Raw genomic sequence first — 19268 nt, forward strand, 5'->3', positions numbered from 1 at the left:
CCACACCCACACGCCGCACCGCACCGCACCGCACCGCACCAACACTGCACCCGCACCCGCACCCGCACCCGCACCCGCACCCGCAGGCAACACCGCACCGCAGGAGGGGACCACCACCGTGAAGATCCGCAACGCCGGACGCACCAGGCGCTTCGCCCTCGGCAGCACGGTCGCGCTGACCGTGGCCGGGATGAACGCGCCCGCCGTCCTCGGCTTCGCCAACGAGCAGTACCACGCGTACGTGATCAGCCGCCCGGAGTACAAGGCCGCGTACGGCCACTGGCAGACCGTCGTCCTCCCCGCCGAGTTCCGGATCAACGCGATCCATGCGAGCCTGCTGCGCACCGGGAAGATCCTGATCGTCGCCGGTTCCGGCAACAACCAGCGCAACTTCGACGCGGGCAGCTTCAAGAGCCTGCTCTGGGATCCGGTGAAGAACACCTACAAGCCGGTCCCGACCCCTGCGGACATGTTCTGCGGCGGCCACACCGCGCTGCCGGACGGCCGGCTGCTGGTGGCCGGCGGTACCCGGCGCTACGAGGCGCTGGACGGCGCGGTGAAGAAGGCCGCCGGCACCATGCGGGTGCGCAACGAGAACCCGGAGGCGGCAAGGACGTTTCCCAAGGGCACCGTGTTCACCGGGCCGAACGGCCGCGAGTACGCGTCCACCGCCGAGGTGACCGTGCCGGCCGCGGTGAAGACCGGCGCCGGGGACCGGACGGTCGTCAGTGCCGGCGAGCAGCACGTGTTCGTCGAGGCGGTGGCCCAGGGCGGCGCGTCCGTGAACAACTCCCCCGCCCAGTACACGATCAAGGGCCTGAGCGGCGCCGACGCCCGCAACCTCTACGGCACGGCCGACCACCTGACCCTGGAGAAGCAGGACTTCCAGGGCATCCGCGCCGCCTTCGAGTTCAACCCGGACACCGAACTGTACGAGCAGGTCACCGACATGGCGTACGCCCGCTGGTACCCGACGCTGACCGGGCTGGGCGACGGGCGGGTGGTCACCGTCTCCGGCCTGGACGACACAGGGCAGATCCTGAGCGGCAACGACAACGAGATCTACGACCCGGCGGCCAAGACCTGGTCGAAGGCGCCCGACCGGTACTTCCCCACCTACCCGTCGATCTTCCTGACCGCGTCCGGCAAGCTCTTCTACTCCGGCTCCAACGCCGGCTACGGCCCCGCCGACAAGGGCCGTGAGCCGGGCCTCTGGGACTTGCGGGACAACAGCTTCCACCCCGTCCCGGGCCTTCGGGACCCCACCCTCACCGAGACCTCGTCCTCCGTGCTGCTGCCGCCCGCCCAGGCGCAGAAGGTGATGGTGCTGGGCGGTGGCGGGGTCGGCGAGTCGCCGCTCTCCACCGCCCGCACGGACATCGCCGACCTCTCCGCCGCCCGGCCGGCCTTCACCCCGGGCCCCGACCTGCCGGCCGGCGGGACGAGGTACCTCAACAGCGTGATCCTGCCGGACGACACCGTGTTCACCACCGGCGGCTCCGGCGACTACCGGGGGAAGCACCGCAGCGACCTGCTGAAGGCGCAGGTCTACCACCCCGACACGAACAGCTTCAGCACCGCCGCCGAGCCGACCGTCGGACGCGACTACCACTCCGAGGCGTTGCTGCTGCCCGACGGCCGGGTGGTGGTGCTCGGCTCCGATCCGCTCTTCGCCGACAAGGCCGACACCGAGCCGGGCACCTTCGAGCAGCGGATCGAGATCTACACGCCGCCGTACCTGTTCCACGGCGCGCGCCCGCAGCTGACGGACGCCCCGGCGGTGACCCGGCTCGGCTCCACCATCACGGTGAAGTCCCCCGCGGCGGACGGCATCGCCACCGCCAAGGTGATCCGGCCGAGTTCGGTGACGCACGCGACCGACGTCGAGCAGCGCTCGGTGGCCCTGACCGTGGGTGCGCGCGCGGACGGCGGCGTGGCGCTCACCCTGCCGGCCAATCCCGACCTGCTCCCGCCGGGCTGGTACATGCTGTTCGTGACGGACAGCGCGGGCACTCCGTCCGTCGCCCGCTGGATCAAGGTCACCGCGTGAATCAAGGTCACCGCGTGACGGACCCCGTCCCCGGCGCCCGCACAGCTCCGGCCCGGCCGGTCACGCGCCGCCGCGGGCGAGCCCGAGCGCGTACGACAGCCAGAACTCGCCCGCCCGGGGCTCGCCGCGGCCGCACTCGCCGTCGGACTCGCCGGGGTTCTTGATCCACAGGTAGGCGTCGACGCCGGCCCGTCCCGTCCCGGAGGTGGGCGGCTCGCCGAGCGCGCGGCCGGCCGGGTTGCACCAGGCCTCGCTGCTCAGCGGGCCGTTGCCGTTCCGGCTGGTGTCGATCACGAAGTGCTTCCCGCCCAGTGCGGCGGAGAGCTCGGCGCCGTACGCCGCGTTCCGGTCGGTGCCGTAGAAGTTGGAGACGTTGACGGCGAAGCCGTCCGCCACCGCGACCCCGGACTTGCGCAGGGCCTCCGCCATCGCCGAAGGGTCCTGCGCCCAGCCGGGGTTGCCCGCGTCGAGGTAGACCCGCACCTGGGGCCGCTTCTTCAACTCCTGCACGGCGAAGGCCAGCAGGCCGTACCGTTCGGCCGCGGCCGTGCCCTTCACGCCGCAGGTGTCCAGGGTGTGGGCGACGGCGTCCGGCTCCAGGACCACCCACGCCCTGCGGTCGCCGAGGGCCTCGGCCAGCCCGGTGATCCAGGAACGGTAGGCCTCGGCGTCCGCCGCCCCGCCGGCCGAGTACTGGCCGCAGTCGCGGTGCGGGATGTTGTACGCGACGAAGACCGGTGTGCGGTCCGCGGCGGCGGCGCGGCGGCTCACCTGCTCGGCGATGCCCCTGGCCGCCTGGTCGCCGAGCCACTGCGAGGAGGGCTGGGCGGCGATCTTCAGCAGGGTATCGGCCTCGGCCGTGCGGCCCTGGTCGCGCAGGGCGACGAACTGCCGGGCGGCGGAGGTCTGATCGGAGACGTAGAAGGTCTGCCCGGGCAGCTGGGCGAGCCCGCCCCCGGCCGTCCCCCCGGACGCCCCGCCTGCACCACTCGCGCCACCCGCGCCACTCGCGCCCCCCGTACCGCCCGACGTACCGGACGCTCCCGGCGACGCACCCGATCCGGCCGCAGCCGTACCCGCCGTCGTACCGGATCCGCTGCCCGAACTCCCGGCCGTCCCGCTGCCGTTGCAGCCGGCCATGACTGCCGTCAGCCCCAGCGCTGCCGCCCCCACGGCCAACCGGAACCCGACTCCTCGCCCTACCCGGCGCACGTGCCGCCCCTCCCCTGACCTGGTCCGGCGACCTGGTCAGGCCCCAGCTTCGCACACCGGGTACCGGCCGGCGGCCGTGGCCGGTGAACGGCGGGCGGCGGCGGGCGGACGAAGCGTCGGCCCGCCGCCGGGCCGGTCAGCCCTGCTTGAGGTCCGGCACCCGCCAGTCGATCGCGTCGACGCCGAAGCCGTCCAGCGCCTCGTTGATCTGCGAGAACGGGCGGCTGCCGAGGAACAGCTTGGCGGAGAGCGGCGACGGGTGCGCGCCCTGGACCACCACGTGCTTGGTGGTGTCGATCAGCGGCAGCTTCTTCTTCGCGTAGTTGCCCCAGAGCACGAAGACCACCGGCTCCTCGCGCGCACTCACCGCCTTGATCACCGCATCGGTGAACTTCTCCCAGCCCTTGGCCTTGTGCGAGTTCGCCTCGTGCGCGCGCACCGTGAGCACCGCGTTGAGCAGCAGCACACCCTGCTCGGCCCAGTGCATCAGGTAGCCGTTGTCCGGGGCCGGGATGCCGAGGTCGGCGTCCAGCTCCTTGAAGATGTTGCGCAGCGACGGCGGCGTCCTGGTGCCAGGCAGCACGGAGAAGCTCATGCCGTGGGCCTGGCCGTCGTCGTGGTACGGGTCCTGGCCGAGGACGAGCACGCGGACCTTCTCGTACGGGGTGGCCTCCAGCGCGGAGAACTCCTGCCCGCTCGGCGGGAAGACCTGGTGCTGCGCCCGCTCGCCCGCCACGAAGGCCGCCAGCTCGGCGAAGTACGGCTTCTCCGTCTCGGCACCCAGCACCTCGTGCCAGGACTCGGGCAGCTCCAGCCCGGCCGTTTCTCCGACCTCGCCCACGCCCGCCTCGACCGTGTCCGTCACGACATCAACCTCCCACCGGACGGCCGCTCACCGCCGCACCGCCCCGACCCGCGGGCGCACCGCGGCCCTTGCGCCGCACGCCCTCTTTCCACCCCGAACGCTACACAGGCCCACCGACACTTCACTCCGCCGGAGCCGGAGCAGGGACGGCCTCCACAGAACCCACCACAACCGTCTCGACCGCCGGAGCCGGAACCGGCGCCGCCGCCCCGGCCGCCGCGCGCCCCACCCGCAGGTGCTCGACCACGTTCAGCGCCACCAGCAGCACCGCCGGCACCACCAGCACCGCGATCGCCGGCAGCCGCACCATCGCCGGGGCGAGCCCCAGCACCACCACCGCCGCCACGATCCGCGTCGTCGACACGGCGCGGAACATCATCCACCGGGTGTAGCCGAAGGTCAGCAGATAGAGCCCGCAACCGCCGTACAGCAGTGCCACCGAGCCCGCGCCCAGCGCCCGCCGCGGGTCGGCGACCGTCTCGCCGAAGCCGACCGCGACCGCGATCACCCCGGCCACCAGCGCCAGGTGCCCGTACTGGAAGACCCGCCGGATCACGTCCCGGCGCGAGTCCGCGACGGTGACGGCGTGCCGCATGGCATCCGCCGCGAAGACGAAGTACTGCCACCAGAGCCCGCCGGAGATGGTGAACGCCGCCGCCACCGAGACCAGTTCGGCGGCGTCGAGCCGGGCACCGGCGGCCGTGGCGCCGATCCCGACGATCGACTCGCCGAGCGCCACCAGCAGGAACAGCGCGAACCGCTCCGGCATGTGCGCCGGGTGGTAGGCCACCCGGGCCAGCCGGCTGCGGAACAGCACCGGCCCGGAGAGGTCGCAGAGCGCCGCGAGCGACCAGAGCACCAGCCGCGGGCCCTCCGGCAGCAGGCCGCCCGCCACCAGCAGCGGCCCGCTGACCAGCACGCCCACCCCGTAGGGCCCGCGCCAGACGCCCGGGACGCGGATCAGCATCAGCAACAGCACCACCCGGGCCGCCCAGTAGCCGACACCGAGCAGCACGCCCCGGCCCTCGTACGCGCCGGGCACGGCCAGGGCCATGAAGAGGCCGGCCAGCCCGACGGCGAGGATGCCGAGACGGTCCCGCGGGGTGTCCACGTCCCGGATGTTGGCCTGCACGGTGGTGCCGACCCAGCACCAGTAGACCGGCACGAAGACCACCAGGGCCCGCGCGATGCCGCCCGGGTCGTGGTGGTGGTGCAGCAGGCCGGAGACCTGCGTGATCGCGAAGACGAAGACCAGGTCGAAGTAGAGCTCGGCCCAGGTGACCCGCTTCTCCTCCGCTCCTGCCCCGTCACCGACAGGACTGCTCATCTCGTCCGCCCCCTTCTGCGATGAGCACGAAGACGGGCCCCACTCCCGGCCGTCGGCCAGGGCGGGGCCCGGTACAGCTGCGCCGAGGCTAGATCAGCTCGACGAGGTCCGCGATCGAGTTGACCACCCGGGTCGGCCGGTACGGGAACCGCTCCACGTCGGCGGCGGCGGTGAGGCCGGTGAGCACCAGGATGGTCTCCATCCCGGCCTCCATGCCCGCCACGATGTCGGTGTCCATCCGGTCGCCGATCATGACGGCGGTCTCCGAGTGGGCCCCGGCCGAGTTCAGCGCCTCGCGCATCATCAGCGGGTTGGGCTTGCCGACGAAGTACGGCTCGACGCCGGTCGCCTTGGTGATCAGCGCCGCGACCGAACCGGTGGCCGGCAGCACGCCCTCGGTGGAGGGGCCGGTCTCGTCCGGGTTGGTGCAGATGAAGCGGGCACCCTGGTTGATCAGGCGGATCGCCTTGGTGAGCGCCTCGAAGCTGTACGTCCTGGTCTCGCCGAGGACGACGTAGTCCGGGTTGTTGTCGGTCAGCACGTAGCCGGCCTGGTACAGCGCGGTGGTGAGGCCCGCCTCGCCGATCACGTACGCGGTGCCGCCCGGGCGCTGGCCCTTGAGGAACTTCGCGGTGGCCAGGGCCGACGTCCAGATGCACTCCTCCGGCACCTCCAGGCCCATGCCGGCCAGGCGGGCGCTGAGGTCGCGCGGGGTGTAGATGGAGTTGTTGGTCAGCACCAGGAACGGCTTGCCGGACTCCCGCAGCCGACGCAGGAACTCCTCCGCGCCGGGGATCGGCGTGCCCTCGTGGATGAGGACCCCGTCCATGTCGGTCAGCCAGGACTCGATGGGCTTGCGGTCTGCCACGTGCGTGTCTCCCGAAGTCTTGCGACGTGTCGCCCGGGCCGTCTCCCGCCCTTGCGACGACTTGCGATGGTCGTACGAAATCTGCGGCGCACCGCCGTCACCGTTGCGCCTCCCACCGGCCGGCCCCTCCTCGGGACACCGGACCGCCGGGGGTACTGCTGGCTGCCCCAACGGGACACAGCCTAATCCGCACACCAGGTCGACTGCAGCATGTCCCGCCCACCGGGACGCAGGCCCGGCACGGACCGTGGGGCGGGACACGGCCGCCCCCGGACCACCACCGACCCGCCGTCGGACCGTCACCGGACCACCCCCGCGCCGCCCCGGCACCGTCGCCGGACCGTCGCCGGACCGTCGCGACACCCGTCTCAACGGCTCCTTAAGACGCCCCTAACCGCACTGATTGCCCCTCAGCACGCCCGCACCGCACGGCTAGCGTGAACGGCACCACCCTCACCGCACTCCCTCGAAGGAGTCCCCCCGCCATGCCCGTGCGCCGTCGTCTCCCCAGCGCCCCCAGCGCCCCCGCCGCCCTCACCACCCTCGCCGTCCTGACCGTCGCAGGCCTCACCGTCGGCCTCGGCAGCACCCCGGCCGCCGCCCACGGTTCGCTGCAGAACCCGCTCAGCCGGGTCGAGGGCTGCTACCTGGAGGGCGCCGAGCAGCCGAAGTCGGCGGCCTGCCGGGCGGCCGTGGCAGCCGGCGGCACCGCGGCGCTGTACGACTGGATGAGCCTGCGGATCGGCGACGCCGCCGGGCGCCACCGCGAGCTGATCCCGGACGGCAAGCTGTGCAGCGCCGGCTCCGAGACGTACAAGGGCCTGGACCTGCCGCGCGCCGACTGGCCCGCCACCAACCTCACCGCGGGCGCCGACTTCACCTTCCGCTACCGCGCGACCGCCCCGCACAAGGGGACGTTCCAGCTCTTCATCACCAATGGCAGTTACTCCCCCACCAAGCCCCTGACCTGGGCGAACCTGGAACCGCAGCCCTTCCTGACGGTCACCGACCCGCAGCTGGTGGACGGCTCCTACGTCCTGCCGGGCAGGGTGCCGGCCGGGCGGACCGGGCGCCAGCTGGTCTACGCGATCTGGCAGCGCTCGGACAGTCCGGAGGCGTTCTACTCCTGCTCGGACGTCGTCTTCGACGGGAGCGGCAGCGCACCGACGTCGACGCCCGCAGCCCCGTCCACCGGCCCGTCCACCGGCCCGTCCACCGGCTCGTCCGCGGGCTCGCCCACGGGCCCGTCCGCACCGGCGCCCGGTGGGACGGCCGACCCGGGCCAGGCCGGCCACCCCACCGGACACGACCACGGCGGCGCAGCCACCCCCGCCCCAGCAGCCACCCCCGCCCCGACGGCCGCCGTCACCACCGCGCCCCCGTCCGCTCCGGCCACTACTGCCCCGGTCGCGGCCACCGCCGCCATTCCCTCCACCGTCGCGCCCGCAGCCGCGGACCGTCTCGCCCAGACCGGGTCCGACCGCTCGCTCGGCATCCTCGCCTCGGTCGGCTCCGCCCTCCTGCTCGCCGGCGCGACCGTCGCCGTCCTCCACCGCCAGCGCCGCAGCAGCCGCAGCCGCGGCACACACGCCCGCTGACCCCGGGGCACCGGGCGCACGGCACCCTGGGCCCCCGGCACGCCCCACCGGACGGGCCCGAATGCCGCCCTGCTGACCCGTCACCACAGCAGTACCGAAACCGGGGCCAACCGGGCACCGCGTGATTGAGTAGGGCGCATGAGCCCCTCCTCGCGCCCTCCCCGCCACCACGACGGCCCCTTCCGCGTCGGCCTGATCGGCTACGGCCTGGCCGGCTCCGCCTTCCATGCCCCGCTGATCGCCACCACCCCCGGGCTCCGGCTGGACGCAGTGGTCACCGCCAACCCCGACCGCCGCGCCCAGCTGCACCGGGAGCACCCCGACGCCCGCGCCGTCGACACCCCTGAGCAGCTGCTCGCCGATGCCGACGCGCTCGACCTCGTCGTCATCGCCTCCCCCAACCGCACCCACGTGCCGCTCGCCCGGGCCGCGCTGCGCGCCGGGCTGCCCACCGTGGTCGACAAGCCACTGGCCGCCACCGCCGCCGATGCGCTGGAGCTCTGCCGGCTCGCCGAGTCCGCCGGCGTCCTGCTCTCCGTCTTCCAGAACCGCCGCTGGGACGGCGACTTCCTCACCGCCGCCCGCCTGGTCCGCGAGGGCGCACTCGGGCGCGTGCACCGCTTCGAGTCCCGGTTCGAACGGTTCCGGCCCAAGCCCAAGGCCGGCTGGCGCGAGCTGGCGGACCCGGCCGAGGTCGGCGGCACGCTGTACGACCTGGGCAGCCACCTCGTCGACCAGGCACTCGCCCTGTTCGGCCCGGTCGAGACGGTCTACGCCGAGATCGACGTCCGCCGGGACGGCGCGGTGGTCGACGACGACGCCTTCCTCGCCCTCACCCACACCTCCGGCACCCGCTCGCACCTGTGGACCAGCGCCATCACCCCGCTGGTCGGCCCCCGGCTGCGGGTGCTCGGCGACGCCGCCGGCTACGTGAAGTCCGGCATGGACCCGCAGGAGGGCGACCTCCGCGCCGGACAGCGGCCGGGCGGCGCCCGTCCCTGGGGTGCCGACACGCCTGCCCAGTACGGCACCCTGGGCACCGACGAGTCCGCGACCCCGATCCCCACCGACCCGGGCGACTACCCCGCCTACTACGCGGGGATCGCCGCCGCCCTGGCCACCCCCGGCACCCCGCCCCCGGTCGACCCGCACGACGCCGTCGCCACCCTCACCGTCCTGGAGGCCGCCCGCACCTCCGCCGCCACGGGGACGACCGTCCGCCTCGACCTCGGCTGACCCCCGTCCCTGCGGTCCCCGGCCCGGGGGCGGGCGTATCGGGCCGGGCGGACCGGGCCGGGCGGACCGGGGCGCGCGGACCGGGGCGGGCGGACGGGCGGGCCCGCCCCGGCTCAGATCCCGATGATCTCCACGGCCGCGCCCAGCCCCCGGAAGTCCGCGACGTTGCGCGTGTACAGCGGCAGCCCGTGGGCGGAGGCAACGGCGGCGATCATCAGGTCGATCCGGCGCGGGCGAGGCTGGCGCCCGGCGGCGATGGTGAGCGTGACCAGCGTCCCGTACCGGGCGGCGGCCGCCGCGTCGAACGGCAGCGGGTCGAAGTCCGCCATCGCGGCCCCCAGCACCTCTAGCCGCGCGGCCCGGCTCGCCGGGTCGCGGGCCATCGAGACGCCCTGCTGCAGCTCGGCGAAGGTGATCGCGGTCAGCTCGGGGACGGCCGGCAGCTCGGTCGGGTTGAGCAGCGCCAGATCGATGTAGACGCAGGTGTCCAGCACCCCGGCCGGCCGCCGCCGGGACGCCCTGCGCCGCTCAGCCACGCCGCCGCTCGAACGGGTCGTCGCCCTCGTCCCCCACCAGCTCCTCGGGCCCGAAGTACTCCTCGGCCTCCTTGCGCATCTGCTGGTGGTCGACCCGCGGCAGCTTCACGTGCCGCGCCACCAGCTCCTCCGCCGTGAGCCGCCGCCGCCCCGCCACCGGGCGCAGCTCGGCGACCTCGACCCCGTTCCTGGTGATGTGGAAGGTCTCGCCCGCCTCCACCGCGTCCATCACCGCGGCGGAGTTGTTCCGGAACTCCCGCTGGGTAATCGTCTTCACCCTTCCAAGGTAGCCCCGTGTAGCACTGCTGGCTACGGCGCCGACATCGGCATCGACATCGGCAAATCGCCCTACGCCCGCACGGACGGTGCGTTAACGTCCGACCATCGACTCATCACACAGGGGGGCCTGGATGACCGACCGCACCGAAGCCCAACAGAACCCGTGGCTCTACGGCCAGGACGGCCCGCCGTCGGCCGCCGTTCCGGGCACCGTCGGGGGGACGGGACCGTGGTCGGGCACACCAGCGGCCGGCCCGGCACTGCACGTCGAACCGGACGCGCTCCGGCAGGCCGCCGGCACCGCCCGGCACCTCCAGGGAGAGCTCAGGTACTCCCTCGGCCACGTCGAGACCGACACCACGGCCGCGGTCGGGGCCCTCGCCGACGGCTGGGGAACGGGAACCGCGCTGTCCCAGGTCCTCACCTGGTGGAAGGCCCGCTGGACGAGCCTCGACCACCGGCTCGGCATGACCGCCGACCGCCTGGACGCCACCGCCGCCGGCTACCGGGCCACCGACGGCTCCGCCGCGGCCCCGTTCAAGGCGCAGTGAACCGTGGTGACCTTCGCGCAGCTGCGCCACACCAGCGTCGAACCGATGGACCGCGCCGGCGACACCTGGAACAGCGTGTCCGGCCACGTCGAGCAGGTCGCCACGCAAGTGCGGTCCGGGATCCTCCGGCCACTGACCGGCGCCGGACCGAACCCGTACGCCCCCTCCGGGCACCGGCCCTGGACCGGTGCCGCCGCGGACGAGGCCACCCGCGAGATCGGCCTGCTCGCCGACGAACTGAGCGCCTTCCACTACGAGGCGCTGGCCGTCACCGCCACCCTGCGCCGTGCCCGGTCGGCCTTCGCCGAGGCCCGGCAGAACCTCCTCCGGGCCATCACCGACACCGAGTCGCTCGGCGCGGCCGTCGCCGAGGACGGCACGGTCACCCTGCCCGACCTGCCGCCCGGGGAACGCAACGACCCCGACGCGATCGCCTACCGGAAACGGACGTGGGACGAAGTCCAGCAGCACGTCGAAACCATGCGCAAGGCGGTCGCCGCCGCCACCGAGGCCGACGCGACGGCCGCCGCGTCACTGCGCACGATCAACCCGGACGAGGTGAACCCCGCCACCCGCACCACCGCCGTCGCCGACGCCCGGGCCGACGTCATGGGCGCGGTCGGCATGCCGAAGGACCGCAACGCCGTCCCGGCCTGGTGGGCGACCGTCGATCCCGCAGTCCGGGCGCAGCTCATGGAGATGGCACCGGCACAGTTGGCCGAGGCGGGTGTGCTGGACCCGACGTACCGGTGGAGGGCACCGGACAGTGGGGCAGGGCCGTTCAACTCCCGAACGTCCGGCGTCGACGAAGTGCGGATCGCCGCCCTGGCCGAAGGGCTGGTCCTCGGCGGTACCTTCTCCGGCCGGGAGGACGCGGCCCGGCACATGCAGCACTACCTGGACGGAAGCGGCACGCCGGTCGGCGTCGACGTGGATCGCATGCTGCGAGAGGACGCGAGGTTCCGTAGCCACGTGCAAGGACTGCTGACCACGAACGACGCCGCCTGGCGACAGACAGCCCTGGACGCCTATCGGAAGGCCGGGGGATCACCGGTGGCCGTGCCGGTGGAGACCGCGCGGACCCAGGAGAACGACTACACATTCGACCAGGACGCACAGCCGAACTGGTTCACCGCGATAGGGAGCCAAGCCTGCGTCGTCTCGGGCCTTGTCACGGTGAAGCCCGGGTCGAACGGCGAACCGGTGGTCTCCATGCAGTACCAGGTCAACGTCTGGGACCGGTACAACTGGGACCCGGGCAAGTCGACCGACATCGCCGGCACGAACATCACGGACAGCGACATGGCCAAGCTGCACCAGACCGGCATGGCTCGGGAGTTCGACATCAAGGGGAACAGCACAGTGTCGAGCCGATCCGTCGGTGACGGTTCCGCCACGCCGCCCGCCGGAACCGGTGAGCGCCACACCGATCGAGAAGGCACGGCCACCGACCCGGGACGGCAGCCACGGTGAGCACCCGGCCCCGACGCGGGACGCGGCGGCGCCGCTTGGTCATCGGGCTCGTCGTGAGCACGACCGTGGCGGTCATCACCCTGCTGGCGCTGTCCATCCGCATGTACTCCCGATTCGAACAGGCGTCGGCCACCTGGGACAGCGGGGTGGCATCGACCCAGGTCGTGGATTTCGCCGGCCTCCGGACGCCCGCCACGGCCGTCGACCTCCGCTGGGGATACCTGAACGGTCTGCAGGACGATGCGGCCGTCCTCTCCTTCCGACTTCCGCCCGGCGAGGTCGACGGGTTCGCGGCAGGGCTCGGGATCGAACGGTGGACCGGGACCAGCTCCGTACAGAACGTCGCACTGGAGGGGCTTCGGCGCGTCGGGGCGCCGGACCCCGCCGCCTCGTCCTCACTGCGTGAGGGCGAATTCGAGTTGCGGCCCCCCGCGCACGAGGCTGTCAGCACCACCGTCTGGCTCGCGCCCGCGGCGGACGGATCCACCCAGGTGTGGGTGTACGCCATGAACACCCCCTGACTCCGGGCCCCGGAGGCCGTACCATCGTCGTCAACGGCTGATGCCGGTCACCGGGGAGAGCAGAGAGGAGCGCACCGTGGGATTCGTCGCGATGCTGCTCGGGCTGCTCCGGGTGCTGACCGGGGAGGCGCTCGCCGAGGGCGGGTCGCTGACGTCGGTGGCTGCTGCCGCCGCGGTGGTGCTGCTGGCCGGGGCGGTGGCGGGGACGATGGTCGTCGCCCGGCTGCTCGGCGCGCGGGCACCGGCCGCCGTGCGGGACGGGACGCTGCGCAGACGCGCGTTCCGGACGGCATTCCTTCCGCAGCGTGACCCGGACGCCAGGGGCAAGCGACGCCCCAGGGCGCCGGGAGCGGCCCCGGCGGCCGCGTAGTTCCATCTGCTTGTTTCCCAGAGCCGTTGAACGCGGCCGTCCTCCGTCGATCACTCGTGTGATCACTCATGTCACGAGACGCTGAGACCCCGGAGGGCTCGCTTCACCATGTCCCTTTTCGCTGTCCTCGACCCGGCCGTCGGCCTGGCTCACGATGTCGTCGCCGCTCTCGCCCAGCTGGTGCCGACCACCCTGGCGATCGTCCTGTTCACCGTCTGCGTCCGGCTCGCCCTGCACCCGCTGGCGCGGGCGGCGGCGCGCGGGGAGAAGGCCCGGGCGCGGCTCGCGCCGAAGGTCTCCGAGTTGAACCGCAAGCACAAGGGCAAGCCGGAGAAGCTCCAGGCCGCGCTGGCGGAGCTGTACAAGGAGGAGAAGGCCTCGCCGTTCGCCGGGTGCCTGCCGATGCTGGTGCAGATCCCGTTCTTCTCGGTGATGTACCGGCTGTTCACCACCCCGAACGACCTGCTCGGCCACACCCTGTTCGGCGTCCCGCTGGGCCTGCACGTGGGCGGTGCGCAGGACGTGGCCCAGTGGGTGGTCTTCGGCGTCCTCTACGCGGGGCTGGCCGCGGTGGGGTACGTCAACTTCCGGCGGGCCCGTCGGGCGCAGGCCGCCGCCCCGCAGCAGGCCGGGCAGGCCGCGCAGCCCGCGCTGGCGTTCATGCCGTACCTGTCGTTCGGCACGGTGCTGTTCGCCGCGCTGGTGCCGCTGGCGGCCGCCGTCTACCTGCTGACCACGTCCGCCTGGTCCGCCGCCGAGCGTGCCTGGCTGCACCGCGGTGCACCGGTGCCGGCGATGCCCGCACTCGTCTGAGGGCCCGGTGCCGCCAGGTGGCGGCGCACGCCGGTCAGGACTCCTCGAAGTCCCAGACGTACACCGCCTGGCCCGGCGCCGGTTCGCCGCCCGCACTGCGGTACGTGGCGCGGGCGGCGGTGTTCTCCTCCTCGGTCACCGTCCACAGCCCGTGGCAGCCGCGCTCGCGGGACAGCTCCGCGAGCGCGGCCGTCAGGGCCCGCCCGATGCCGCGGCCCCGGAACGGCTCGTCGACGCCCAGCTCGTAGAGGAACAGCTCGGTGCCCTTGTCCGGGTGGGTCATCTCGACCCCGGTGACCATGCCCGCCGGCACGTCGTCGACGTAGGCGATCAACAGGTGGTGCCGGTCGTCGGCGAGGAAGCGGGCGGTGGCCTCCGGCAGCGGGGGGCTGTCGAAGAGGTGTCCGGCGGCGGCGACGTCGGCGGCCCGGGTGACGCGGCGAATCTCCATATCCGGATATCGAAGCCCCGGCCCGGACGCCGGTCAAGGCAGGTCGTAGCCTTTGGTGATCGTTCTGGTCCGGCCGGACAGGTGGAGGAATTCGTGAAGGTCGCTGCCCCGCCGTTGGCCGAGCTCCGAGAGGTCTGCCAGCCGCAGGCCAAGCTGCAGAGCCGCAACGGCGAGCACTGGGCGGGCCGCCTGTACATGCGGGCGATCTCGCTGCGGACGACGCGGCAGCTGGTGCGGACGTCCGTCTCGCCGAACACGCTGACCTGGGTGATGGTGGTCTGCGGTGTCGGCGCGGGGGCCGCTCTGCTGATCCCCGGGCTGACGGGTGCGGTGCTGGCGGCGCTGCTGTTCCAGGGCTTCCTGCTGTTCGACTGCGTCGACGGCGAGGTGGCCCGCTGGAAGCGTCAGTTCAGCACGGCGGGCGTGTACGTCGACCGGCTCGGCGCCTACCTGGCCGACGCGGCGCTGATGATCGGGGCCGGGGTGCGGGCGGCGCGCGGCGGCTCGGAGCTGTGGGTGTCGGTCGGGCTGGCGACGGCGCTGGGTGTGGTGCTACTGAAGGCGTCGACGGACCTGGTGGACGTGGCGCGGGCCCGCAGCGGCCTGCTGCCGGCCGACGAGGAGTCGACCCAGCCGCGTTCGCAGGGCATCGCGACGGCCCGGCGACTCGCTTCCGTGTTCAAGATCCACCGGGTGACCAACGGCATCGAGGCCTCCCTGGTGCTGCTGGCGACGGCGGTCGCGGACGCCGCCGTCGGGAACATCGGCCCGACCCGGATTGCCCTCGCCGCCATCGCGGTGATCACCTGGGGCATGGTCGTCGCCCACCTGGCGTCGATCCTCTCCTCCTCACGCCTGCGCTGAGCAGCAGATTCCTTCACGCCGCCGATGACAGGGCGGCCGGGGCCGGACGGACCCGCCCACCCTTCCGACACTCCGAGCCCGAACACTCGGCGGCGGAGCGGAACCGTCCGGACCGAGTCCGGCGTGACTGACTGCGGCGGCTCCCCTGCCGCCCCGGACCCGGGGACGGACCATGGAGAAGTCGGATCACCCAAGCCAGGATTCCGCCTCCGACCGAGCCAGCTGCGGCCAATACCTCCTCGCACCCGCACTGGCCACCGTCGGCGTGATCGTCGGCACGTGGTTCACGGTTCGGGCCTGGAACGACTGCCCGCTCGGAAACAACTTCAGCAACAACATCGGCCTGAACTTCGGCACGATGCCGGCGGTGTGGCTGGCCATGACCGTCATTCTCGTCCTTCTCATGGCCCTCCTGCGCAGACACCCGCTCCCGGGTGGCCGGGCCGTCAACTGGCTGGCGCCGGTCTTCGCGGCCGTCGCCCTGACGGCGCTGTACCGAGCGGGAATGGACTGGCCCTACTTCCAGCCCGACGGGCGTTGCTTCGAGGGCTATCCGCTCTTCCCCTTCACCGGGAAGTCCGGCCCGCACATGAGCCGGTAGCCGCAGACCGCCGCTCGACCACCACCTCGCACTCAGCCGAGCGGTCGCGCCCTGTCCCGGACAGGGCGCGACCCGCAGATCCGTCGACTCACTGGGCGTTGATCCCCACCTCGCCCGGCATCGACGTACTCGCCGGAACCGCCGAGGCGCTCCCCGTGCCGGACGCCTGCGCGGACGCGGCCTGGCTCGGCTCCGTCCTGCACCACCTCGCCGACCTGGAGGCCGCCGCCCGCGAACTGCGGCGTGCCCTGCGGCCGGGCGCGCCGGTGCTGATCCGCAACACCTTCCCCGGCCGCAGTGACCGGGACCTCCGTGTCCGCTTCTTCCCCGAGACCGCGCGGAGCATCGACGGGTACCCGAGCGTCGACCGGGTCTGTGCCGCCTTCGCCGCCGCCGGCTTCGCCCGCGTCTCCCTCCGCTCGCTCCCCCAGCAGAGCGCGCCGACCCTCGGGGACTTCGCCGACGGGCTGCGCCGTGACGCCGACTCCAAGCTCCGCGCGCTCACCGACATCGAGTACGCCGCCGGGCTGACCCGCCTCCGCGCCGCCGCCGCGGCCGCTCCCGAGGAGCCGGCCGTCAGCTGGATGGACCTGCTGGTCCTCGCGTGAGCTGCCGATCCACCGGGGCGCAAACGGTGCCCGATGCTGCAGAAGGCGCCGCACCCACCGGTGCCCATCAGCAGCCTGCACAGGGTTGTCCGGCACCATCGACGACCTCCAGGAGATCGCGCCCCGGGCCTGAGCCGACCCTCACGAGCATCACCCGAGGACAGGGCGCTCCGGACGGGTGCGGACGCTGCGGCGGATCAGGGACTCTGCGGGGGTCGATCGGGACCGCCGATCAGGAACACCGGTGTGAGGAGCCGGATCAGGAAGAGCGGCGCAAGAACCCGGTTCACGAACATCGCTTCAGGACCGCCGGATCAGGATGTCGCCGAGCTGGGTGCGGCCCCGGACCTCGACCGTCTCGGCGGCCCCACCGGGACCGTCCGTGGCACCGAGGGCGTTGCGGACGGTGCCCAGCTTGGTGTGCACGTCGAGCCAGGCGGCCGTCGCCTCACGGATGCCGACCTCCAACTCGCCGACGCCGGTCTGCAGGACGACGCGCCCGCGGACGACCTCGCCGATCCGGATGGCGCCGTGGGCCGACTTGACGTCGACGTCCGCGTGGGCGACACCCACGGTGATCTGCCCGTTGGACGAGTTGGCCCTGAGGCTGCCGCCGACCTCGCCGACGACCGTCTCGCCGTTGAGGTTCTTCAGCGTCGCCGTGCCCTCGACGGTGCCGATCTCGACCCGCCCGGAGCCGGCCACCTCGGCGTCCCCGCCGGCGTGCTGGAGGCGGATGTCGCCGTGGTCGGTCCTCAGGTCGACGGCGGCGGCGTGCTCGACGTGGATGCGGCCGACCGACGTCCGCAGCCGGCAGTCGCCGAGCAGACCCTCGCAGAGGAAGTCCCCCATCGGCACGTTGCCGCGGACCTCGGAGCCGGCCGGCAGCTCGACGGTGACGTCGACCGACCCCGCGCGCCCGAAGAGCGAGCGCTTCTTCGGGCCCTTGACCACGAGGACGCCGCCCGTGCAGCTGATCCTGGTCTGCTCCGCGGTCTTCACGTCCACCTCGACGGTGGCGTCGGCCGGCCGCACCTCCACGACGGTGTCGGTGCGCTTGCCCGCGGTGATCCGTACGGACGCGATGTCGAATTCGAGGGTGGCACTGATCGGGCCCGGAGTGTCGAAAGAAGGCATGGCTGTCCCGTTCTCGTGGCTCTGGTGGGTGTTTCCGCCGCTCGGGCGGGGTGACGTGAGAAGGAGGCGGCTCGGCGGCCGGGATCGGGGCCTACCGGACCCAGCCGGTGTAGCCCTGGCCCGTCGCCGACCTCGTCCGACCCACGAAACGGGCGGGCTCGCCCGGCTCCAGCGCGGCGGCGACGGCCCGGACCAGCCAGGCGTTGACGGAGAGGCCCTCCTGGCCGGCGGCCTCCTCGACCCGCGTCTTGAGGTGAGCGGGGAGGCGGAAGTTGATCCTGGCGGTGTTGCCGTCCTCGGACTCCGGCACCGCCGACGCCGTCGATGGCATCGATGGCACCACCGATGGCGCCATCGATGGCACCTGCTCGCCGGAATCGTGGAACGACTCCGAGGACGGCGGCGCCGTCACCACGAACTCCGGGTCCAACCCGCGGAGCCGGACGTCCACCGAACCCGGCGCGAGGTCACGGGTGACCTCGCCCATCGCGGCGGAGAGCGCGTTGAGCAGGGTCAACCGGGCGGCCGACTCCAACGGCAGGGTCAGGCGCTCGGCCAGGGCGCGGGCTTCTTCTCCGCCCGCGCCCGCCGCCACTGCGAGCTCGTGCCGGAGGTTGTCGACGTACGGCGTGAGGTCCATGGCCCCACCATGGCACATCGATGGCGCCATGGGAAGCCATTTTGGCGCCATCACCCGGAAGAGTGGCGCCATCAGCGGACCGCCCCCGCCGGAGAGCCCGGCGGGGGCGGTCGCCGGCCGCAGTCGGGCAGCCGGAAGGGCGTGGGTCGGGCTGCGGCTCAGCCCTTGTCCCAGCCCGCCAGGTACGTGTCGATCTCCCCGACGATCCGGGCCTTGCCCGCCGCGTCCAGGAAGGACGCCTCGACGGCGTTGCGCGCCAGCGCGGCCACGCCCGCCTCGTCCAGGTCGAGCAGCCGGGCCGCCACCGCGTACTCGGTGTTGAGGTCGGTGCCGAACATCGGCGGGTCGTCGCTGTTGACGGTGACCAGCAGCCCCGCGTCCACCATCTGCCGGATCGGGTGCTCCTCCATCCGCTCCACCGCCCGGGTGGCGATGTTGGAGGTCGGGCAGACCTCCAGCGGGATCCGGTGCTCGCCGAGGAAGTCGAGCAGCGCCGGGTCCTTGACCGCCTGCGTGCCGTGGCCGATCCGCTCGGCACCGAGCACCCGCAGCGCGTCCCAGACCGTCTCCGGGCCGGTGGTCTCGCCGGCGTGCGGGACGCTGCGCAGTCCGGCCGCGCGGGCCCGGTCGAAGTACGGCTTGAACTGCGGGCGCGGCACGCCGATCTCCGGGCCGCCGAGGCCGAAGCTGACCAGGCCCTCGGGGGCGAGGTCGACGGCGAGCCGGGCGGTCTCCTCGGCGGCGGCCAGCCCGGCCTCGCCGGGGATGTCGAAGCACCAGCGCAGGACGACGCCGAGCTCCTTCTCCGCGCGCAGCCGGGCGTCCTCGATGGCCTCCATGAAGGCGACGTCGGGGATGCCCCGGCTGACCGAGGAGTAGGGGGTGACGGTCAGCTCGGCGTACCGGATGTTCTGCCGGGCCATGTCCTCGGCGACGCCGTAGGTGAGCGCACGGACGTCCTCGGCGTCACGGATCAGGTCGACGACGCTGAGGTAGACCTCGATGAAGTGGGCGAAGTCGGTGAAGGTGAAGTACTCGGCGAGGGCCGCCGGGTCGGTCGGCACCTTCACCTGGCCGCGGTGGCGGGCGGCGAGCTCGGCGACCACGCGCGGCGAGGCCGATCCGACGTGGTGGACGTGCAGCTCCGCCTTGGGCATCCCGGCGATGAACGCCTCGATGCCCCGCTTCCCGGCGGGGTTCCCGGTGCTTCCGGTGGGGTTTCCGATCCGACTTCCGTCCGGCTGGACCACGGTGGTGCCCTTCTTCCT

21 protein-coding genes are annotated in these 19268 nt (G+C 73.1%); 11 read left to right on the plus strand and 10 right to left on the minus strand.

Going from position 1 to position 19268, the window contains the following annotated elements; all coding sequences use genetic code 11:
- The first annotated feature begins 118 nt into the window (after positions 1-118).
- Positions 119-2050 carry a galactose oxidase-like domain-containing protein gene (locus tag OH807_RS15350; RefSeq protein WP_406198795.1) on the plus strand — a complete coding sequence of 644 codons (1932 nt, stop codon included), beginning with the start codon at positions 119-121 and terminating at the stop codon, positions 2048-2050.
- A gap of 60 nt (positions 2051-2110) precedes the next feature.
- Here OH807_RS15350 and OH807_RS15355 read toward each other — a convergent pair whose 3' ends face one another.
- The 4 genes from OH807_RS15355 to OH807_RS15370 form a co-directional block, all read right to left on the minus strand.
- Positions 2111-3223 (minus strand): glycoside hydrolase family 6 protein, encoded by a 1113-nt coding sequence (locus OH807_RS15355; RefSeq protein ID WP_406210993.1) that lies wholly within the window; start codon positions 3221-3223, stop codon positions 2111-2113.
- A 175-nt stretch (positions 3224-3398) separates the two neighbouring features.
- Entirely contained in the window at positions 3399-4127 is a 729-nt protein-coding gene (locus tag OH807_RS15360) for a uracil-DNA glycosylase (protein ID WP_406198798.1), read from the minus strand.
- Positions 4128-4248: 121 nt separating this feature from the next.
- Entirely contained in the window at positions 4249-5454 is a 1206-nt protein-coding gene (locus OH807_RS15365; protein WP_406198800.1) for a low temperature requirement protein A, read from the minus strand.
- Positions 5455-5542: 88 nt separating this feature from the next.
- The gene (locus OH807_RS15370) at positions 5543-6322 is read right to left on the minus strand and encodes an HAD-IIA family hydrolase (RefSeq protein ID WP_406198803.1); all 780 of its coding nucleotides are present in this window, start codon (positions 6320-6322) and stop codon (positions 5543-5545) included.
- Positions 6323-6807: 485 nt separating this feature from the next.
- On the opposite strand from OH807_RS15370, the gene OH807_RS15375 reads away from it, so the two are divergent.
- On the plus strand, positions 6808-7920 hold the full coding sequence (locus OH807_RS15375) for a lytic polysaccharide monooxygenase (RefSeq protein ID WP_406198806.1): 1113 nt from the start codon (positions 6808-6810) through the stop codon (positions 7918-7920).
- A gap of 138 nt (positions 7921-8058) precedes the next feature.
- Positions 8059-9156, plus strand: a complete 1098-nt coding sequence (locus OH807_RS15380) for a Gfo/Idh/MocA family oxidoreductase (protein WP_406198808.1) — start codon at positions 8059-8061, stop codon at positions 9154-9156.
- A gap of 113 nt (positions 9157-9269) precedes the next feature.
- On the opposite strand, the gene OH807_RS15385 is transcribed toward OH807_RS15380, so the two are convergent.
- Both OH807_RS15385 and OH807_RS15390 read right to left on the minus strand, forming a co-directional pair.
- On the minus strand, positions 9270-9692 hold the full coding sequence (locus OH807_RS15385; RefSeq protein WP_406198811.1) for a type II toxin-antitoxin system VapC family toxin: 423 nt from the start codon (positions 9690-9692) through the stop codon (positions 9270-9272).
- Positions 9685-9969, minus strand: coding sequence for a type II toxin-antitoxin system Phd/YefM family antitoxin (locus OH807_RS15390; protein ID WP_406198813.1), 285 nt, complete (start codon positions 9967-9969; stop codon positions 9685-9687). The genes OH807_RS15385 and OH807_RS15390 overlap by 8 nt, the downstream gene beginning before the upstream one ends.
- 133 nt (positions 9970-10102) lie before the next feature.
- Between OH807_RS15390 and OH807_RS15395 the strand changes: the two genes are divergently transcribed.
- From OH807_RS15395 to OH807_RS15415, 5 genes are all read left to right on the plus strand, one after another.
- Complete coding sequence (locus tag OH807_RS15395; protein ID WP_406198815.1) at positions 10103-10522, plus strand: WXG100 family type VII secretion target; 420 nt, start codon at positions 10103-10105, stop codon at positions 10520-10522.
- Between the two features lie 3 nt (positions 10523-10525).
- Positions 10526-11995 (plus strand): hypothetical protein, encoded by a 1470-nt coding sequence (locus tag OH807_RS15400; protein WP_406198817.1) that lies wholly within the window; start codon positions 10526-10528, stop codon positions 11993-11995.
- A gap of 53 nt (positions 11996-12048) precedes the next feature.
- The gene (locus tag OH807_RS15405) at positions 12049-12516 is read left to right on the plus strand and encodes a hypothetical protein (RefSeq protein WP_406198819.1); all 468 of its coding nucleotides are present in this window, start codon (positions 12049-12051) and stop codon (positions 12514-12516) included.
- Positions 12517-12592: 76 nt separating this feature from the next.
- Positions 12593-12886, plus strand: a complete 294-nt coding sequence (locus OH807_RS15410) for a DUF6412 domain-containing protein (protein WP_406198821.1) — start codon at positions 12593-12595, stop codon at positions 12884-12886.
- 108 nt (positions 12887-12994) lie between these two features.
- Positions 12995-13699: a YidC/Oxa1 family membrane protein insertase gene (locus OH807_RS15415; protein ID WP_406198823.1), complete on the plus strand. Its 705-nt coding sequence runs from the start codon at positions 12995-12997 to the stop codon at positions 13697-13699.
- A 34-nt stretch (positions 13700-13733) separates the two neighbouring features.
- On the opposite strand, the gene OH807_RS15420 is transcribed toward OH807_RS15415, so the two are convergent.
- A complete protein-coding gene (locus OH807_RS15420) occupies positions 13734-14150 on the minus strand; it encodes a GNAT family N-acetyltransferase (protein WP_406198825.1) in 417 nt (138 codons plus the stop codon).
- A gap of 93 nt (positions 14151-14243) precedes the next feature.
- Between OH807_RS15420 and OH807_RS15425 the strand changes: the two genes are divergently transcribed.
- From OH807_RS15425 to OH807_RS15435, 3 genes are all read left to right on the plus strand, one after another.
- On the plus strand, positions 14244-15014 hold the full coding sequence (locus tag OH807_RS15425; protein WP_406198827.1) for a CDP-alcohol phosphatidyltransferase family protein: 771 nt from the start codon (positions 14244-14246) through the stop codon (positions 15012-15014).
- Between the two features lie 172 nt (positions 15015-15186).
- Entirely contained in the window at positions 15187-15615 is a 429-nt protein-coding gene (locus tag OH807_RS15430; protein ID WP_406198830.1) for a hypothetical protein, read from the plus strand.
- 98 nt (positions 15616-15713) lie between these two features.
- Complete coding sequence (locus OH807_RS15435) at positions 15714-16223, plus strand: class I SAM-dependent methyltransferase (RefSeq protein WP_406198832.1); 510 nt, start codon at positions 15714-15716, stop codon at positions 16221-16223.
- Positions 16224-16523: 300 nt separating this feature from the next.
- Here the strand turns inward: OH807_RS15435 and OH807_RS15440 are convergent, their stop codons facing one another.
- From OH807_RS15440 to OH807_RS15450, 3 genes are all read right to left on the minus strand, one after another.
- Positions 16524-17360 (minus strand): DUF4097 family beta strand repeat-containing protein, encoded by an 837-nt coding sequence (locus tag OH807_RS15440; protein WP_406198835.1) that lies wholly within the window; start codon positions 17358-17360, stop codon positions 16524-16526.
- 91 nt (positions 17361-17451) lie between these two features.
- Positions 17452-18000, minus strand: a complete 549-nt coding sequence (locus OH807_RS15445) for a hypothetical protein (RefSeq protein ID WP_406198838.1) — start codon at positions 17998-18000, stop codon at positions 17452-17454.
- A gap of 158 nt (positions 18001-18158) precedes the next feature.
- On the minus strand, positions 18159-19178 hold the full coding sequence (locus tag OH807_RS15450) for an adenosine deaminase (protein ID WP_406210995.1): 1020 nt from the start codon (positions 19176-19178) through the stop codon (positions 18159-18161).
- Positions 19179-19268 lie beyond the last annotated feature (90 nt).

It is taken from the genome of Kitasatospora sp. NBC_01560, assembly GCF_045208415.1.
In the GTDB taxonomy this organism is placed as follows: Bacteria; Actinomycetota; Actinomycetes; order Streptomycetales; family Streptomycetaceae; genus Kitasatospora.

Bases quoted from the DNA above. Each gene is read 5' to 3' on its own strand.
- OH807_RS15430 (WP_406198830.1), top strand. From the start codon at position 15,187: ATGGAGAAGTCGGATCACCCAAGCCAGGATTCCGCCTCCGACCGAGCC.
- OH807_RS15445 (WP_406198838.1), bottom strand. From the start codon at position 18,000: ATGGACCTCACGCCGTACGTCGACAACCTCCGGCACGAGCTCGCAGTG.
- OH807_RS15365 (WP_406198800.1), bottom strand. From the start codon at position 5,454: ATGAGCAGTCCTGTCGGTGACGGGGCAGGAGCGGAGGAGAAGCGGGTC.
- OH807_RS15395 (WP_406198815.1), top strand. From the start codon at position 10,103: ATGACCGACCGCACCGAAGCCCAACAGAACCCGTGGCTCTACGGCCAG.
- OH807_RS15380 (WP_406198808.1), top strand. From the start codon at position 8,059: ATGAGCCCCTCCTCGCGCCCTCCCCGCCACCACGACGGCCCCTTCCGC.
- OH807_RS15420 (WP_406198825.1), bottom strand. From the start codon at position 14,150: ATGGAGATTCGCCGCGTCACCCGGGCCGCCGACGTCGCCGCCGCCGGA.
- OH807_RS15375 (WP_406198806.1), top strand. From the start codon at position 6,808: ATGCCCGTGCGCCGTCGTCTCCCCAGCGCCCCCAGCGCCCCCGCCGCC.
- OH807_RS15415 (WP_406198823.1), top strand. From the start codon at position 12,995: ATGTCCCTTTTCGCTGTCCTCGACCCGGCCGTCGGCCTGGCTCACGAT.
- OH807_RS15440 (WP_406198835.1), bottom strand. From the start codon at position 17,360: ATGCCTTCTTTCGACACTCCGGGCCCGATCAGTGCCACCCTCGAATTC.